This window comes from Chryseobacterium sp. PET-29 (assembly GCF_025736815.1).
In the GTDB taxonomy this organism is placed as follows: Bacteria; Bacteroidota; Bacteroidia; order Flavobacteriales; family Weeksellaceae; genus Chryseobacterium; species Chryseobacterium nepalense.
In genome coordinates this window covers 3,655,208-3,668,391 of sequence record NZ_CP107053.1, presented here as the reverse complement: position 1 = coordinate 3,668,391, position 13,184 = coordinate 3,655,208, and the positions used below count along the sequence as shown (strand labels likewise).

The 13,184-nt window shown below is 35.6% G+C and carries 15 protein-coding genes; 6 read left to right on the top strand and 9 right to left on the bottom strand.

Translation table 11 applies throughout. The features are described 5' to 3' along the window. Window position 1: 1 nt before the first annotated feature. The 3 genes from rnc to pyk are packed head-to-tail and all read left to right on the top strand — an operon-like array spanning window position 2 to window position 2,652. Window positions 2-763, top strand: coding sequence for a ribonuclease III (gene rnc / locus ODE14_RS16645; RefSeq protein WP_248388460.1), 762 nt, complete (start codon window positions 2-4; stop codon window positions 761-763). Next, window positions 741-1,214, top strand: coding sequence for an IPExxxVDY family protein (locus ODE14_RS16640; protein ID WP_263602232.1), 474 nt, complete (start codon window positions 741-743; stop codon window positions 1,212-1,214). Before rnc ends, ODE14_RS16640 begins: the two co-directional genes overlap by 23 nt. After that, window positions 1,207-2,652, top strand: a complete 1,446-nt coding sequence (pyk, locus tag ODE14_RS16635; protein WP_263602231.1) for a pyruvate kinase — start codon at window positions 1,207-1,209, stop codon at window positions 2,650-2,652. The genes ODE14_RS16640 and pyk overlap by 8 nt, the downstream gene beginning before the upstream one ends. 53 nt (window positions 2,653-2,705) lie before the next feature. On the opposite strand, the gene ODE14_RS16630 is transcribed toward pyk, so the two are convergent. The 6 genes from ODE14_RS16630 to ODE14_RS18755 form a co-directional block, all read right to left on the bottom strand. Then, a complete protein-coding gene (locus ODE14_RS16630) occupies window positions 2,706-3,272 on the bottom strand; it encodes a thioredoxin family protein (RefSeq protein ID WP_263602230.1) in 567 nt (188 codons plus the stop codon). Between the two features lie 51 nt (window positions 3,273-3,323). Then, a complete protein-coding gene (locus ODE14_RS16625) occupies window positions 3,324-4,616 on the bottom strand; it encodes an NAD-dependent succinate-semialdehyde dehydrogenase (protein WP_263602229.1) in 1,293 nt (430 codons plus the stop codon). Between the two features lie 120 nt (window positions 4,617-4,736). After that, window positions 4,737-5,651: a formimidoylglutamase gene (gene hutG, locus ODE14_RS16620; protein ID WP_263602228.1), complete on the bottom strand. Its 915-nt coding sequence runs from the start codon at window positions 5,649-5,651 to the stop codon at window positions 4,737-4,739. Window positions 5,652-5,669: 18 nt separating this feature from the next. Beyond that, complete coding sequence (locus ODE14_RS16615; protein WP_263602227.1) at window positions 5,670-6,062, bottom strand: hypothetical protein; 393 nt, start codon at window positions 6,060-6,062, stop codon at window positions 5,670-5,672. 17 nt (window positions 6,063-6,079) lie between these two features. Then, entirely contained in the window at window positions 6,080-7,303 is a 1,224-nt protein-coding gene (hutI, locus tag ODE14_RS16610; protein WP_263602226.1) for an imidazolonepropionase, read from the bottom strand. Window positions 7,304-7,491: 188 nt separating this feature from the next. After that, a complete protein-coding gene (locus ODE14_RS18755) occupies window positions 7,492-7,641 on the bottom strand; it encodes a four helix bundle protein (RefSeq protein WP_412059341.1) in 150 nt (49 codons plus the stop codon). Window positions 7,642-7,834: 193 nt separating this feature from the next. Here ODE14_RS18755 and ruvB point away from each other — a divergent pair, with 193 nt between their 5' ends. The 3 genes from ruvB to coaE all read left to right on the top strand — a co-directional run bounded on the left by ruvB (window position 7,835) and on the right by coaE (window position 10,478). Continuing rightward, a complete protein-coding gene (gene ruvB, locus ODE14_RS16605) occupies window positions 7,835-8,857 on the top strand; it encodes a Holliday junction branch migration DNA helicase RuvB (RefSeq protein WP_263602225.1) in 1,023 nt (340 codons plus the stop codon). 110 nt (window positions 8,858-8,967) lie between these two features. Continuing rightward, window positions 8,968-9,834 carry an MBL fold metallo-hydrolase gene (locus tag ODE14_RS16600; RefSeq protein ID WP_248388486.1) on the top strand — a complete coding sequence of 289 codons (867 nt, stop codon included), beginning with the start codon at window positions 8,968-8,970 and terminating at the stop codon, window positions 9,832-9,834. Window positions 9,835-9,842: 8 nt separating this feature from the next. Next, a complete protein-coding gene (gene coaE, locus ODE14_RS16595) occupies window positions 9,843-10,478 on the top strand; it encodes a dephospho-CoA kinase (RefSeq protein WP_263602224.1) in 636 nt (211 codons plus the stop codon). A 44-nt stretch (window positions 10,479-10,522) separates the two neighbouring features. Here coaE and ODE14_RS16590 read toward each other — a convergent pair whose 3' ends face one another. The 3 genes from ODE14_RS16590 to ODE14_RS16580 are packed head-to-tail and all read right to left on the bottom strand — an operon-like array spanning window position 10,523 to window position 12,656. Beyond that, entirely contained in the window at window positions 10,523-11,071 is a 549-nt protein-coding gene (locus ODE14_RS16590; RefSeq protein WP_263602223.1) for a hypothetical protein, read from the bottom strand. Between the two features lies 1 nt (window position 11,072). Continuing rightward, window positions 11,073-11,450 (bottom strand): hypothetical protein, encoded by a 378-nt coding sequence (locus ODE14_RS16585; protein ID WP_263602222.1) that lies wholly within the window; start codon window positions 11,448-11,450, stop codon window positions 11,073-11,075. Window positions 11,451-11,453: 3 nt separating this feature from the next. Continuing rightward, complete coding sequence (locus ODE14_RS16580) at window positions 11,454-12,656, bottom strand: hypothetical protein (RefSeq protein WP_263602221.1); 1,203 nt, start codon at window positions 12,654-12,656, stop codon at window positions 11,454-11,456. Window positions 12,657-13,184: the final 528 nt, after the last annotated feature.

The window sequence follows — 13,184 nt, the reverse complement described above, 5'->3', positions numbered from 1 at the left end:
AATGGAGTTACAGAAATACTTTTCTAAATTCCTTCTCAAAAAAAGAAAAAGAAAATTAACGGAGAGAGATTATTTTCTCAGTATCGAATTAAATAAAATTCTGGGTACTGAGGTGCAAAATGTTGCTCTTTACCGCGAAGCTTTTTCTTTGAAAAACTCTTCTAAAAATAAAGACAGCAATTATGAAAGGCTTGAATTTTTAGGAGATTCTGTTTTGGGCACAATCATTTCATGCCACTTGTTTCAGACGTATCCTCAGGCTAATGAAGGCTACCTGACCCAAATGAAATCCAAGATTGTGAATAGGAAAAATCTTAATAAATTAGGAGAAGACCTAAAACTTACCGACCTTTTGCAAAAGCAGACTTCTGTAGCATTAGGCGAAAACATTTCCGGAAATTTATTTGAGGCTCTCATCGGTGCCGTTTACCTGGATTTTCAGTATGAAATATGCAGGAAGATCATTTTGGAAAGGCTTCTTACGCCCACTGAAATGAATAAGCTTGAAAATAAAATTGTAAGCTATAAAGGCCTTCTGCTCGAATGGAGCCAAAAGAAAAAATTAAATATAAAGTACGAAACCTGTGAAGAGATACAGGTGAACAAGTCGATTGTTTTTCGCTGCCACGTGTGGCTGGGTGAAGAAAAAATTGCCAACGCTACCGAAACTTCCAAGAAAAAAGCGGAAGAAAAAGCAGCACAAAGAGCATTTTATATTTTAAACAAAAAAGAAAACATACTTGGAAATTCAAAAGCTTTATGATCTCGATGAAACAGAATTTGAAGATGTTACCATAGGATTGGTAAGATTAGCCAAAAATGTACCCGATCATGAGTTTTTCTTTACAGTAAATCAAAAGAACGATCTTAATTTTAAACGGATTGATGACCTCATCTATCACGGATCATATTATGATTACTTTTTTCCAAGATTTGAAGCATATCATAAGTTTACAAAAACATGCTTCACTTTCATCTCCAACCGATGTTCGGAAAGTAAACAAAAAAAATTACAGACCGAGCTCTTTACAGGAGAAGAAAATATTAAATTTTTATTAAATAATCAGGTAGAAGTACAATATATTTTGCATAGTTCGGAACAGTTTCCTGATTTTTCCGTAATTTTGCTCCCTGAAAATCTTGTGTTTCCTATTCAAGATTATACACTAGGTTCTGAAGAAGAACTTTATCAAATTATCCAGTATTATGAATAAGTATTTAAAGAAGACAAAAATTATCGCAACACTTGGTCCGGCTTCATCGTCGAAGGAAGTAATGTTAGGGTTAATGAAAGCAGGTGTTGACATTTTCAGAATCAATTTTTCACACGCAGATTACGACTTAGTTCGTTCAAATATTGAAATCATCAGAGCGCTTAATAAAGAGTACGGATTCTCTGTTGGTATTTTAGGAGACCTTCAGGGCCCTAAACTGAGAGTTGGGGTGGTAAAGGAAGGTTCTTACCTTAATCCCGGCGATATTCTTACCTTCACCAATGAAAAGATTGAGGGGGACTCTACAAAAGTTTATATGACTTATCAGCAGTTTCCTCAGGATGTAAAAGTTGGGGAAAGAATCCTGATCGATGACGGTAAACTGGTTTTGGAAGTTATGGAAACCAACCTTATCGATACTGTAAAAGCAAAGACTATTCAGGGTGGACCTTTAAGCTCCAAAAAAGGGGTTAACCTACCGAATACGAACGTTTCTCTTCCTGCATTAACGGAAAAGGATATTCAGGATGCCAATTTCATGCTGGATCAGGATGTAGACTGGATCGCATTATCTTTCGTACGTCATGCACAGGACATTATTGACCTGAAAGAGTTGATTGCAAAACACCCGAACGGAAAATTCAAAACTCCGATTATTGCTAAAATTGAGAAACCGGAAGGCGTTAAAAATATCGATGAAATCTTATTGGAATGCGACGGTTTAATGGTTGCCCGTGGAGATTTAGGGGTTGAAGTTCCGATGGAAGAGGTTCCGGCCATCCAGAAGACTCTGGTAGAAAAAGCAAGATTCTACTCAAAGCCGGTTATTATTGCCACACAGATGATGGAAACAATGATCAACAGCCTTACGCCAACAAGAGCGGAGGTAAACGACGTTGCCAACTCTGTATTGGACGGTGCCGATGCAGTGATGCTTTCAGGAGAAACTTCCGTAGGAAGATACCCGGTGCAGGTTGTGGAAAACATGACCAAAATTGTAAAAAATATTGAAACTACACACTTTTATCAGCATAAAAACGAGCCGATAGAAAAAGATTTCAACTGTATTGATGAGCGGTTCATCACCAACAGAGTTTGTCTTGCAGCGGTAAGAATTGCAAAAACAACGAACGTTTCTGCCATCGTTACTTTAACGAGTTCAGGATATACGGCGTTTCAGCTTTCGGCACACAGACCAAATTCTCACATCATCGTTTACAGCGGAAACAAAAGAGTAATCACCATGCTGAACCTTCTTTGGGGAGTTCATGCCTATTACTATGATATGAAGAAATCTACTGATGAAACGATTATCCAGGTAAATATGCTAACGCATAATTATGGGTATATTGAAGCCGGAGATTTTGTAATTAACATCAATGCAACTCCATCTTATGAAGGTGGAAAAACAAATACATTGAGATTGACTACCGTTTAATGAAAACTCGGTTCACATAAAATAAACTCCCGAATAATCGGGAGTTTTTTGTTTTATTTCTTTTCTAATAATGGCAAAACGATTCTTTTTATCGTGGAACTATCGTCTTTCCATTCAGGATATTCTTTATTATCTTTCCAGGAAGTGACCAATTGTACTTCTCCTGAGATGTTTAAAACAATATACTTAGACATATCCGTCACCAATTCAGACTGACTCGGGGTAATTTCTTTCAGAAAATCCTTATACTTTCTTCCGTTCTTTTTCTCTTTATCTTTAAGAACTACAATTTTTGCATTAGGATAGCCTTCTAAAACATAATCAACGGCTAATTTTGTCATGTTACTGCCTTCGTTATCTATTAACAATACATAAGAATCAACATTATAGAACTCCTCTATCTTCTTAAAGTTTGGAAGATGATAAAGACAAGGAGTACACCAGCGGGCAAATGTAAAAAAAATAGTATTCCTTTTATCGGAATTTTTTGCTAAGCATTTTACATCTTCAGCATTAACTTTATAAATATTAAATTCTGATTTCTGTAAACCACATTTTTCTTCCTGAGCTAATACATTTTGTAAGAATAATATTCCTATAAGAATACTAAGTTTTTTCATAGTTATTACTTTTCTTCAAAACTAATAAAATCCAATTTAAAATTAGTTTTATTACTGACCTAAAATCGTTTTCACATTAACAAATTCCTTTAAAGCCAATAAGGAAAGTTCGGTTCCATATCCGGAAGACTTAGTACCTCCAAAAGGAAAACGAGGATCAGAACTTGTCATTCTGTTGATATTTACCGTTCCTGATTCTAAATTTTCAATAAAAAATAATTGGCGGTCTTTATCTTGAGTCCAGACAGAATTTGAAAGTCCGAAAGGAATATCATTGGCCAACTGTAATGCTTCCTCATCATTTTTGGCAGTCATTACCATTCCCAACGGTCCAAACAACTCTTCCTGCAGGATCGGGTTACCTTCTTTTACCCTTATTAAACCAGGCTTGAATTCGTTATCAGAAATTCTTTCCAGCGGGAGAATAATTTCAGCACCATTTTCCAATGCCTTACGGAATTGATTCTCTAAGTCATCTGCAAGATCAGGCCTCGCCATTCCTGCAATTTTCGTTTCCTTATCCATGGGATCGGCAGGAACATATTTTTTATACTCTTCGATAAATTTTGGAAGAAAAACATCCTCTATTTTTTCATCAATGATAAATCTTTTTGCCGCTACGCATGTTTGCCCGCAATTCTGAAGTCTCGCCAAAGACCCTACTTTAGCCGCTTCATCCAGATCAGCATCATCCAAAACAATAAATGCATCGCTGCCGCCTAATTCCAGTAAGGATTTTTTAATATGCTGTCCGGCAATGGAGGCTACTTCTGCTCCTGCTTTTTCGCTTCCTGTAAGACTTACCCCGGAAATAATTTTATGCTCAAGAACTTCTTTTACATCTTTATGCCCAATCTCAAGATTCTGGAAAACGCCTTCAGGAAAACCAGCTTCGATAAAAACTTTTTCAATAGCATTCCCACTCCCAAAGCAGATGGATGCGTGTTTTAATACAACGGTATTTCCTGCAAGAATAGCAGGAACAGCAAATCTCAGAACCTGCCAGAAAGGAAAATTCCATGGCATAACACCAAGGATCACACCTTTAGGGACATAATGAATTTCGGAATAAGAATACTCGGACTGTATTTTTTCCGGTTGTAAAATGTTTTCGGCATCTGCATAATAATTCATCATTAAAGCGCACTTCTCTACTTCAGCAATAGCCTGGGAAATCGGCTTGTTCATTTCCGAAGTTATGATGGTACCGAATTCTTCAGATCTTGTTTTTAAAATTTCAGCTGCTTTGGCAATGAGTTTCTGCCGGTGATCGAATGGAATTTTCTTCCATTCTGAAAATGCCTTATCTGCTTTGATAAGTTTATTTTCAATTAATTGTTCCATAAAATAGTCTCTGTTTTTAAATTCAAAATGAATTTATTATTGCTTTAAAAGCATGATGAAAGGAGCAAAATATGTTCCTTAAGTTTTAGTAAAATAATGATTCTCTCTATCAGATTGATGCTAAATCATAAACCATTCGTTAACAAGTGTTGCCGCAAGTCTTGCCGTTCTGTCCTGAATATCATATAGCGGATTAACTTCTGCCACGTCCAGCGCTACAAGCTTTTCACTTTTTAAAATATGCTTATAAAGATGCATAAATGCAGCATCCGCGAAGATTCCGTTATATGCAGAAGCAGAAACTCCGGGAGCTATTGACGCATTGAAAACATCCATACAGATGGTAAGATAAAGATAGTCTACACTTTCTGCCAAATCATTAATTCTCTGGTAAACAGAAGGCAGGTTTTCAAAGAAGATTTCATCTGCTAATATGTATTTCATTCCGTATTGGTGAGCCGTATCAAATAATTTAAGCGTATTGGAATTCCTTTGGATCCCGATGTGTAAAGAACTGATGGGACCTTCCTGTGCGATCTGCCAAAATCCTGTACCTGAACTTGCTCCTACCCCATTTTCAGGCTCACGGTTATCAAAGTGGGCATCAATATTAATAATTCCTATTTTTTGTTCCGGAAATGCAGTCTTTAAACCAAGGTAATGTGCATAGGTAACCTCATGTCCACCACCGAGAACAACAGATCTACCGTTTTTAAGCAATACTTTAGATACATTTTTTGCAAGGTTATTCTGGGCATCTTCCAGGTTATGCCCACCACACATAATATTTCCGAAATCCAGCAAGGTAAAATCAGGCCGGATAACCGGAAAATTTGCCATATTTTTCCTGATAATATCCGGTGCATCTTTTGCACCTTGTCTTCCTTTATTTCTGAGAACACCTTCATCCACAGCAAAACCGTGTAAAACGAAATCCTTCGTTGAAATAAGATCATAGTTCTTTTCCTCTCTAACTCTCTGAAATATTCTGTGGAAAAGCAAATCTTCTCCGTCTAATCTTCCGTGCCAAATCATTATCGTATAATTTACAGATTATTCTCTGAATTTTCCTTTTAATGTCGGAATAAATGTTCTCAAAAATAAGACCAAAAAAGGGATTAATGCAAAGCTAAGTTTAATGACTAAACTATCATTGTTAGAAAATGTTATAAGCAGAAGTAAAACAACAATAGCAATTAAATAAAATACAGAATATATATAGCCTCCTCGGTTTTCATATTTAAACTCACCACCATTTGCCGAAAACATTTCATCAAGCATTTCATCTGCCAATTTATAATCAACCCTTCTTACATCGGAAGTTAAATTTTTAAAGATAAGCTCTTTCTTAACTCCTGATTTAACTGCATTAAATGCATAATTAATATGCTTTTCCGGTACTTCCAGAGAAATATATTTTTCTTTTATGTTAATAAAATTTTTCATGTATAGTTCCTATATATTTAAATTCTTTCTCCATTAACATAAACATTATCCGCTTTTAAACTCCCCTGATTATATAAAACATTCTGGAAATTATTCGTTTTGAAAGTTACAAAATCTGCTTTTATTCCAGGTTCAAGTTTTCCTCTGTCTTCCAGTCCGAGCGCAAAAGCCGAGCGGAAAGTAATTCCGGCTAAAACTTCAGCGGTAGTCAGTTTTTCAAAAGTTGCTAAAATCGATGCCTGTGTAATGAGATTACCCATTGGTGCCGAACCGGGATTCCAGTCGCTGGCAATAGCCAAGATAGCTCCTGCATCCAAAAGCTTTCTGGCAGGCGTAAATTTTTCTCCCAGTCCCAGACTTGCACCCGGTAAAGCAGTTGCAACCGTTTCCGATTGTGCTAAAAATTCAATATCTTCATCAACAGTTGCTTCCAGATGATCTGCAGATTTTGCACCCACCTCTACTGCAATCCTTGAACTTCCCGGTGTAAACTGGTCTGCATGAACGGTAATATCAAAACCTAAATCTTTAGTTTTAAGTAAAAACACTTTACTTTCTTCCGGCTGGAACGCTGACTTTTCAATAAAAATATCTACACGTTTCGCCAGATTCTCTTCTTTTACTTTAGGCAATATTTCTGTTAAAATATATTGTAAATATTCCTGATTACTCCCTTCAAAATCGCGTGGTTTTAAATGAGCTGAAAGACACGTAGGAATGAGCGTTGCTTTGGTTTGCTGCTGCGCTTTTTTTATAATTCGTAACATCTTGAGCTCATTTTCAGCATCGAGCCCATATCCGCTTTTTATTTCGATTGTGGTAATACCAAGGGCTAATAAAAAATCAATTCTCTGTAATAATGTCTGTAATAGTTCTTCTTCAGAAGCATTTCTCGTATGCTGAACCGAACTCCAGATTCCACCTCCGCTTTCTGCAATTTCGAGATATGTTTTCCCTGCGTTGCGCATTGCAAAGTCATTAGCACGATTGCCCCCGAAACAGATATGGGTATGAGAATCCGTAAATGTCGGCAATACAATTTGTTCCCCTTCTATTTTTTCAATTTCTACATTAGGGTTTTCGGATTGTAAAGTTTCAAAATTTCCAATCTGCCGGATTTTATTATGATTGATTATAATTCCGCCATCTTCAATAATTTCAAGCTGCTCATCGGATATTTTTCCTCTTAAAGGAAGGTTGGCAAGTGTTACGATTTGTTTAAAAGGACCAATTAGTTTCATTAACATTAAGTTTAGGCTGAGGCTTAGATTAAGGTTTAATGGCACTTAAACGATTTGTGATTTTATTTAAATCGTGTAAAACTTCACCAATCAAATTCTGAATTCCAAACTCTCCTGTTCTGAAAAATATTTTACTCTGTTTCCGTATATTACATGGTTTTTTGTTTCAAATGCAGATCTCTGAAATATCATAAAACCTGCTTTGGCTTTTGAAGTTCTTCTGCCAAACCTTCCGCTATATTTGAAGAAATATTTTCGGCAGATTTTCTTAATTGTGAAATTAGTGCGTAATCTTCTTTTGGGTAAATCCCCTGATAGATTGAAACACTTTTCAGCAATATCCATTGCCTTTTGCCATACGGGCATCAGTAAAATCTTTTATCATTTCTTATTAATTATTTTCCTCTCAAAATTACTTAAAATAAATTAATATGATAACTTGTAAAACGATATACATTTATCTTAATCTTAACCTCAATCTTTATTCTTAACCTCAATTTTCCTATCTTTACAGTAAATGAAACTGAATTAATGCCAGACTTTTTACATCCGGATAAAGACAATTATTCCCGTGAAGAACTTGCACAGGAAGAACAGATCCGCCCGCAGAGTTTTAAAGATTTTGCAGGGCAGAGAAAAACACTGGAAAATCTCGAAGTTTTTGTAACTGCTGCCAAAAAACGTGGCGGAGCATTAGACCATGTACTACTTCATGGCCCGCCAGGACTTGGTAAAACGACACTGGCCAATATTATTGCCAATGAGCTCGGAGTAAACTGCAAAATTACTTCCGGTCCCGTGCTGGATAAACCGGGAAGCCTTGCCGGGCTGCTGACCAATCTTGAAGAAAATGACGTCCTTTTTATTGATGAAATTCATCGCTTGTCTCCTGTTGTAGAAGAATATCTTTATTCTGCAATGGAAGACTATAAAATTGATATTATGCTGGAAACCGGACCGAACGCGAGAAGTGTTCAGATTGGTTTAAATCCTTTTACCTTAGTAGGTGCTACCACAAGAAGCGGAATGCTTACCAAACCGATGCTTGCAAGATTCGGTATCCAGAGCAGACTGGAATATTATACCATTGAGCTTTTATCAATGATCATCCAGAGAAGTTCCAGGGTTTTAGGAATAAAAATCTATGAAGATGCAGCGATTGAAATTGCACGCAGAAGCCGTGGAACCCCGAGAATTGCCAATGCTCTTTTGAGAAGGGTTCGTGATTTTGCAGAAATCAAAGGAAATGGGGAAATTGAAATCAACATTACCAAATATGCACTTGATTCCCTAAACGTAGATGAATTTGGGCTTGACGAGATGGATAACAAAATCATGCGGGTAATGATTGAAAATTTTAAGGGAAAACCCGTAGGCATTTCTGCACTGGCAACGTCCATCGGGGAAAATCCTGAAACGCTGGAAGAAGTGTATGAGCCTTTTTTAATTCAGGAAGGTTTTATCATCAGAACGCCGAGAGGACGTGAAGTAACCGATAAAGCCTATAAACATTTAAATATTTCCAGATCAAAAAATCCGGGAGAACTTTTTTAAGTGCACATGCTATGACATATTTATGCGTCAACAAAAAATTACTAAATTATTTTTCAGGTTGGCGTGAAAATCTTATTTTTCAGAAATAAACAAACATTATAAATCTTAATATGAAACTATATCCAATACAGTGCGGAAAATTTAAACTGGATGGCGGCGCCATGTTCGGAGTCGTCCCGAAGAGTCTGTGGGAAAAAACCAATCCTGCAGACGAAAGAAACCTGATTGAGCTGGGAACCCGTTCCCTTCTTGTTGAAGACGGCAAAAAGCTGATTTTAATAGATTGCGGACTGGGAAACAAGCAGGATGAAAAATTCTTCAGTCATTATTCTCTTTGGGGAGATGATACTTTAGATAAAAATTTAAAGAAATATGGTTTTGTAAGAGAAGACATTACGGATGTATTCCTTACGCATCTTCACTTCGATCATTGCGGTGGTGCTATTGAATGGAATGATGACAAAACAGGATACCGCCCGGCTTTCAAAAACGCACAGTTCTGGACCAATGAAAACCACTGGAAATGGGCAACGGAACCTAATGCAAGAGAGAAAGCAAGTTTTTTAAAGGAAAACATCATTCCGATTCAGGAAAGCGGGCAGCTTAATTTTTTACCTCTTCCTACCACCGGAAATTACGGTTTCGCACCGGATCTTAAAATGGATGTTATTTTTGTTGACGGCCACACTGAAAAACAGATGCTTCCCGTGATTCAATATCAGGAAAAAACCATTGTTTTTGCAGCAGATCTTATCCCGACCGCAGGGCACATCAACCAGGTATATGTAATGGGATATGATACCAGACCTCTTCTTACTCTTGAAGAAAAGGGAAAATTCTTAAAACAGTGCGTGGATAATGAGTACTTGTTGTTTTTTGAGCACGATGCCCACAACGAACTTGCCAGTCTTAAGATGACGGAAAAGGGTGTAAGACTTGATGAGACATTTAGTTTTAATGATGTTTTCGGATATTAATTCAAACTATGGAAGAACTACATTCAGAAACTCAGAAAGCTGAGCCGGAACCATTGTCAGCACCCAAGATCATCGGTCTTACAGGTGGAATAGGATCCGGAAAAACCACGGTGGCAAAATTTATCGAAGAGTTTGGATTTCCCGTCTATTATTCAGATGACAGAGCCAAAGATATTGTAAACGAAAATGAAGCCCTGAAAGCAAAAATTAAAGAACTTCTCGGTGAAGAGTCATATGACGAAAATGGAATTTATAACAGGAAATTTGTCGCTGAAAAAGTTTTCACCAACCAGAATCTACTGGAGCAGTTAAACCAGATTATTCATCCTGCAGTACGTCTTGATTTCGAAGATTGGATTAAGAAGCAGACAAAATATCTGATTTTTAAAGAAACCGCTTTATTATTTGAACTGAAACTTAATAAAGAATGTTATAAATCTATTTTGGTAACGGCAGAAGATAATATCAGAATGAAGAGGGTAATGGACAGGGATGGTAAAACGTACAGAGAGGTACAGGCCATCATGGAAAAGCAAATGCCTGAAAAAGATAAGATAAAACTGGCAGATTGCATTATCTATAACAATACCAATCTCGAAGATTTAAAAGAAATTACAGAAAAGATAGTTTTCGACATTGAATAAAATATAAAAGCCCGCTGAATATACAGCGGGTTTATTGTTAAAGTTTAGAAGTCATATCCTAATTTAAAGCTAATTTCAGGGATAACTTGCAAATCATAATCTTCTTTTAGAATTTTACCAATGCCTAATCCTAATCTTAACTCATAATTAAAGTTTTCTGAAAAATTTCTTCTTAAACCCCAATTAGGTATTATAGCTAAAGTTGGATTTACATGAATGTCTTTAGTATTCGATATAACAAACCAATCAGGTATATATTCTAACTTCGCTGATAGATAATTACCTGAATTATTTTTGGTTCTTTTTCCATCATTTGATCTTTTCTTTAAATTATAGTACCATTTTGGAGAAAGAGAAACTGCAGGAGCAAGTGCAAATCCTGTTTTTGAATATAAATCTCCTCCCCAGATAGATGGGTAAAGTGATACTTCGCTACGCAGACTTAAATTTTCATCTAATCGAACTTCGTTATATATATTTGCTCCCAATATACCTATTTGAACTCCCGTTAAGGATTTTTCTATATCTTCCTTTTCTTGAGCGGTTGTAAAAACACTTGTTATTATTGATAAAGCCAAAACAAATTTTCTCATACTATTTTTTATTAATTGTAAAATTTCCAGAAATATACGAATTAGAAGATTCTAACTTTTTCCATTTGCCTTTTGCCGGAGCAGATGTATTAAGAATTCCGGAAAAATAATATTTATTAGGAGAATTAATATCAAACTTTCCATCAAAGGCAACATAGCACTGAAATTCTTCTGATAAATTGTTTGATGAAAATACTAAAATACCATTTATTGTTCCTTCCTTGTCAACAATAAAATCTATAGTTCCAGTGTTACCCCCATCAAAGTTTCCGCCCCACTCTCCCTGATAAGGGGAGTTTAATTGCCTTTTACTTTCTTCATCAGAAATACAAGCAGTCATAAAGACCAAAAAAAATAAAAAAGTAATTGAAATTTTCATTATTTATTTTGCAATCAATTTAACACCATGCCAACCTCCATTCTTTTTCGCAATACCGTACATGCTTACAGATGTTGCTTGGGGCTGCATAAAATTAAAACTATAACTTGTGGTAGCAACTCCATTTCCAGTACCTCCACCAAATGTGTAAGTAAATTGAGGAGTGGCTATTCCAAAGTCAAAAACCCTTTCTATAACATCCTGATTATCTTCAATCTGACTAAAATCATAATAACGAATGTATGTTGAAGTATATGAATCGACAACGAAAGCAACTCTGTTTAATTTTTTATTTTGTCCTTCTAAAAACTTATTTGCTTGTTTCCAAGCATTTTCCCAGAATAATTTATCTAATTGCTCTTCGGTAAGCCCTGTAAAATCTGTAATAAATTGTATTACTCCGTCCAGATTAGATGCAAAAGGTAAGGATGGAATATTTTGATTTTGCTGAAAGGTAAAAGAAATTCCGTTCGTTGATGTATACATATTACTTCCCAACCAATAGGCTTGCTTAGGTACTCCAGCAGGTGAACTCATGTTCATCGAATGGCTAAAAGTCCAACTGATAGAATTAACTCCAATACCTAATTTATCAGCATTTTCTTTTCTCCACAAACCAGTCCAGCCTTTGTATTGATGTTTCACTTTGCAACCAACAGCATAAACTAACCATAAATTTTGACTGTAAAATTTAACTTTTACTCTTCTATGACTTTCATATTTATCATCTGTTTCCCAAGTGGTGCCAAAGAGATTACCTAAAAAAGGTTTTCTCACTGTGCCGATAGGTAAATTTTGCACAATAGTTCCCATAGAAGGCTCTATTGGTGGTGTATATGTTGAATTATTTCCAGATCCTCCAGATGATCCAACTGGGTAATTATACCCTCCGTTTGGTCCAGTACTATCATCAATGGGTTCTAAAGCATTAAAATAAAGTATCTTTGATGTTGCAGAGGTTAGTTGTTTCGCCGGCATTGATTCTATATATGCTTCTTTAATTGATTCATCCGTAGGTAAAAGCATGTTATCTGAAATATTTTTAACTTCAAGATAATTTTGTAAGTCTGAGTACTCCTGCTGCTTGACGATGAACAACCCTACATCAGTGTATTTATAAATATCTTGTGCAACTTGTATTTCTGCACCATCATTAAGCATTGCAGAATAAACATCATCTCCCACAATTTCTTCTAAATCATCCAAATCTTCTATTAATTCTTCATCAGTGATGTTTGCATCTGTTGTTTTAAATGCTGCATTATTCTTTAAAAGTGTGGATTTCCTCTGTCTAATTTCGTTAATAACTTCTTCTTCATTATTATTAGTAATAATTGGTCTTAATGAATGGATTCCACTGTCTTCTATATATTCCTCAATTTCTTCTTTACTTTTATTTTTGAGTGATTGGTAAGTTGCCTTTAAAGATTCTTTGTTCGGGAAATAAAATCTTCCATTTTTAACAGTGGCATCAACAATTTGTATGTCGTCATCTTCATTTTTTTTGTAAAAGGTCTTCGTTCATACAAGATACTACAAGGAATGCTACACCAAAGCAGGCAATTTTAAAAAAATTACTTTTTTTCATCATTTAGTTTATGTTTAAAAAATTTAATTCAGATTAAATGAAGAGCATATACTAATTACAAATTCAACAATATTTACATACCGCATATTGTTAATAATAAATACTTTTTCCTTTTCTGGTGACAAATATATATATTCTCTACATTT

Coding starts and splice junctions, on each gene's coding strand:
- rnc (WP_248388460.1), top strand. CDS start 2: ATGGAGTTACAGAAATACTTTTCTAAATTCCTTCTCAAAAAAAGAAAA.
- pyk (WP_263602231.1), top strand. CDS start 1,207: ATGAATAAGTATTTAAAGAAGACAAAAATTATCGCAACACTTGGTCCG.
- ODE14_RS16630 (WP_263602230.1), bottom strand. CDS start 3,272: ATGAAAAAACTTAGTATTCTTATAGGAATATTATTCTTACAAAATGTA.
- ODE14_RS16625 (WP_263602229.1), bottom strand. CDS start 4,616: ATGGAACAATTAATTGAAAATAAACTTATCAAAGCAGATAAGGCATTT.
- hutG (WP_263602228.1), bottom strand. CDS start 5,651: ATGATTTGGCACGGAAGATTAGACGGAGAAGATTTGCTTTTCCACAGA.
- ODE14_RS16615 (WP_263602227.1), bottom strand. CDS start 6,062: ATGAAAAATTTTATTAACATAAAAGAAAAATATATTTCTCTGGAAGTA.
- hutI (WP_263602226.1), bottom strand. CDS start 7,303: ATGAAACTAATTGGTCCTTTTAAACAAATCGTAACACTTGCCAACCTT.
- ruvB (WP_263602225.1), top strand. CDS start 7,835: ATGCCAGACTTTTTACATCCGGATAAAGACAATTATTCCCGTGAAGAA.
- ODE14_RS16600 (WP_248388486.1), top strand. CDS start 8,968: ATGAAACTATATCCAATACAGTGCGGAAAATTTAAACTGGATGGCGGC.
- coaE (WP_263602224.1), top strand. CDS start 9,843: ATGGAAGAACTACATTCAGAAACTCAGAAAGCTGAGCCGGAACCATTG.
- ODE14_RS16590 (WP_263602223.1), bottom strand. CDS start 11,071: ATGAGAAAATTTGTTTTGGCTTTATCAATAATAACAAGTGTTTTTACA.
- ODE14_RS16585 (WP_263602222.1), bottom strand. CDS start 11,450: ATGAAAATTTCAATTACTTTTTTATTTTTTTTGGTCTTTATGACTGCT.